Consider the following 3,050-nt stretch of genomic DNA (forward strand, 5'->3'; position numbering starts at 1 on the left):
GCTCCATCGAGGGCTCCGTGAAGGGAAAGTAGCTGGCGCGGAAGCGGTTCTTCAGAGTACGGCCAAAGAAGGCGTTCACCGCCGCCCCGATCGTCCCCTTCAGGACCGCGAAGGACACGTCCCGGTCGATCAGGAGGCCCTCCATCTGGTTGAACATGGGGGAGTGGGTCGGGTCGTTGTCCCGGCGGTAGACCTTGCCGGGGCAGACGATGCGCAGGGGAGCGCCGTACTTCAGCATGGACCGCACCTGGACGGGCGAGGTGTGGGTGCGCAGCAGCGTGCCGTCCGGGAAGTAGAACGTGTCCTGCATGTCGCGGGCCGGGTGCCAGGAGGGCATGTTCAGGCAGTCGAAGTTGTAGTGCTCCTCCTCCTTCTCCGGACCCAGGGCCACGGAGTAGCCCAGGCCCACCATGATCTCCGCCATCTCGTACATGGTTTGAAGCACGGGGTGAAACGCCCCCGCCGGGCGGCCGCGGGAGGGCAGCGTCACGTCGATGCGTTCTCCCGCCTCCTGCGCCTCGTTCTCCGCGTCGCGCAGCTGGCGCCTGCGGGAGGAGAGCTTCTCCTCCATCTCGTCGCGGAGGGCGTTCAGGTCCTGTCCCGCCGCGGGCCTCTCCTCTGCGGAGAGCTTGCCAAGGGAGCGCAGGAGCGCCGTCAGGGCGCCCTTCTTGCCCATGCAGCGCACGCGGACCTCCTCGAGCGCCTCCGTCGTGGAGGCGTCGGCCAGCTCCCGTTCAAAGGAGGCGCGCACCTCCTGCATACCCTTCATCAATTCGTCGTTCACAATATCTCAGCCTCTTCCGGAACGCCGGCCCCATTCAGGACGGCACAAAACGAAAAGGGGCCCCCGTCGTGCCTGCGACGGGGAACCCCAGGGACAGCCTTTAAAAAGTCGGGGCCGCGATCGCCCCAAGCCGCGGCGACGGCCTACCTGAGGGCGGACTTTGCCTGCCCCACGAGGGAGCGGAAGGCCTCCATGTCGTGAATGGCCAGCTCGGACAGCATCTTGCGGTTCATGACGACTCCGGCCCGCTTCAGCCCGTTCATGAAGACGCTGTAGCTCATGCCCTCGGAGCGCACAGCGGCACTGATGCGGGTGATCCACAGGCGACGGTAGTCGCGCTTCTTGCGCTTGCGGTCGTTGTAGGCTCGGGACAGGGCGGCGAGGTAGGCCTCCCGCGCGCGGCGGTAGGCGTGCTTGTGCTGCCCCCAGTACCCCTTCGTGACGGTAAAAAGCTTCTTCCTCTTCTTGTTGCTGATCGACGCACCCTTAACGCGCATTTGTCATCAATCCTTTCAAACGGACAAGAACAGCGGGACGTCCCTAGTAGGGGAGCAGGTGGTTCATCTGCTCCATCAGCGTTTCCGTGACGTAGCCCGTCTTGCGCAGGGTACGCAGGCGCTTGGCTCCCTTGTGGACCATGATGTGGGAGCGGCCGGACTTGCGATAGGCCAGCTTGCCGGTCGCCGTGCGGAAAAAGCGCTTCTTTGCACCGGAGTGCGACTTCAGTTTCATCTTAGGCATCAGAACATTCTCCTCACTCGTAGGACTGTCTTTCGAGGCCGCGGCGCGCCTTTTGGCGGCCGATGATCAGGCCTCGGCGGCTTCGGCCGACTCTGGAGCGGGCTTCTTTGCCTCCGCAGCGCCCTTGGCGCCCGCCTTGGCCGAAGCTTGGGGCGTGGGCGTCACCAGGATGCGCATGTAGCGCCCCTCCATCTTTGGGGAGTCCTCACACTTGCCCAGTTCACCGCACTCTGCAATGACCCGGTTCAAGACGTCCTCGCCGCGGTTGAGAAAGGCCATCTCACGCCCTCGGAAGAACACGGAAACCTTGACGCGATGTCCCCCTGCAAGGAAGTTCTGGATGGCCTTCATCTTGAAGTCGAAGTCGTGCTCGTCGATCTTCGGGCGCATCTTGATTTCCTTCAGGGCCTGGACCTTCTGCTTCTTCCTGGCGTCCTTCTCCTTCTTCTGGAGCTGGTAGCGATACTTGCCGTAGTCCATGATACGGCACACGGGCGGCTTCGCCTGCGGGGCCACCTCCACCAGGTCCAGCATCTTCTCCTCGGCCATACGTATGGCCTCACGAGTGTCCGTCTGCCCCACCTTGACCCCGTTCTCGTCTATCAGCAGCACGTTCGGCGCTGTGATCTCCTCGTTGACACGCGGCGCGTCCTCATCCGTTCTGGGCAATATGAGCCTCACCTCCACTGTGATCGTTCCGCCCGACGCAGCCCATAAAAAACGGGGGACAAGCGTCAGCCCATCTCCCGTTGAAATCCGCCTCCGGCTCGCGCCGGTTGAAAAGCGTTCTTCGCAGCCCGCCAGCGGTCCGCCGGGCGGACGCCGAACAGGCGAGAGGGGCCAACCTCTGCTTCGTACGAAATTCGTCCTGCAACTATAGCACAGTCCGCGCCAAAGGACAAGGGGGTGGGCGCGGAGGCCCAAACTAGAAACGCAAATGAATTGTAATCCGAGCTGTTTTTTCAAACACTACCTGCTTCTGCTAGAATAGGTCATGAAAAACCAATCGGGGAGAGGTGACAGACGGTGAACGAAAGACTTCAGACTCTGCCCATAGGCATCCAGAGCTTCGAGATGCTGCGCCGGGAGGGGCTTCTCTATGTGGACAAGACCCATCGGCTGCAGAAAATCATCTCAAGCGGGAGACGGTACTTCCTGTCCCGCCCTCGGCGGTTCGGCAAGTCGCTGACGCTCTCGACGCTTGATGCCCTGTTCAGTGGCAAGGCGGAGCTGTTCCGCGGCCTTGCCGTCGAGGCGTGGGCCGCAGAGCAGGCGGAACATCCCGCGCCCGTGCTGCGGCTCGACATGAGCATGATAAATGTCAGGGACATCGATCAGTTTGAAGAGTCCCTTAACAGCGCGTTGATCTGGAGGGCGGAAGATGCAGGCGTGACGCTCTCCAGTCAGCAGCCCAGCGATAAGTTTCAAGAGCTTATCCGGGCCCTCTACAAGCAGGGCGGGCCTGTGGTCGTCCTGATCGACGAGTACGACAAGCCCATCCTGGACAAGATCGGGAACCTGGAGG

General features: G+C 62.4%; 5 protein-coding genes. 1 reads left to right on the top strand and 4 read right to left on the bottom strand.

Going from position 1 to position 3,050, the window contains the following annotated elements; all coding sequences use genetic code 11:
* The 4 genes from Q0629_RS01255 to infC all read right to left on the bottom strand — a co-directional run.
* A partial coding sequence (locus tag Q0629_RS01255; protein WP_298777916.1) for a phenylalanine--tRNA ligase subunit alpha occupies positions 1 to 784 on the bottom strand: 784 nt, incomplete at its 3' end.
* Positions 785 to 927: 143 nt separating this feature from the next.
* Positions 928 to 1,281 carry a 50S ribosomal protein L20 gene (gene rplT, locus Q0629_RS01260; RefSeq protein ID WP_298777917.1) on the bottom strand — a complete coding sequence of 118 codons (354 nt, stop codon included), beginning with the start codon at positions 1,279 to 1,281 and terminating at the stop codon, positions 928 to 930.
* Between the two features lie 43 nt (positions 1,282 to 1,324).
* The gene (rpmI, locus tag Q0629_RS01265) at positions 1,325 to 1,525 is read right to left on the bottom strand and encodes a 50S ribosomal protein L35 (protein WP_298777919.1); all 201 of its coding nucleotides are present in this window, start codon (positions 1,523 to 1,525) and stop codon (positions 1,325 to 1,327) included.
* 66 nt (positions 1,526 to 1,591) lie between these two features.
* Positions 1,592 to 2,194 carry a translation initiation factor IF-3 gene (gene infC / locus Q0629_RS01270; RefSeq protein ID WP_298777921.1) on the bottom strand — a complete coding sequence of 201 codons (603 nt, stop codon included), beginning with the start codon at positions 2,192 to 2,194 and terminating at the stop codon, positions 1,592 to 1,594.
* A 357-nt stretch (positions 2,195 to 2,551) separates the two neighbouring features.
* On the opposite strand from infC, the gene Q0629_RS01275 reads away from it, so the two are divergent.
* A partial coding sequence (locus Q0629_RS01275; RefSeq protein WP_298777923.1) for an AAA family ATPase occupies positions 2,552 to 3,050 on the top strand: 499 nt, incomplete at its 3' end.

Source organism: uncultured Fretibacterium sp., from assembly GCF_938030725.1.
Taxonomy (GTDB): Bacteria; Synergistota; Synergistia; order Synergistales; family Aminobacteriaceae; genus Fretibacterium.

Excerpts from the sequence above, each read along its gene's own strand:
- rplT (WP_298777917.1), bottom strand. The coding sequence starts at position 1,281 with ATGCGCGTTAAGGGTGCGTCGATCAGCAACAAGAAGAGGAAGAAGCTT.
- rpmI (WP_298777919.1), bottom strand. The coding sequence starts at position 1,525 with ATGCCTAAGATGAAACTGAAGTCGCACTCCGGTGCAAAGAAGCGCTTT.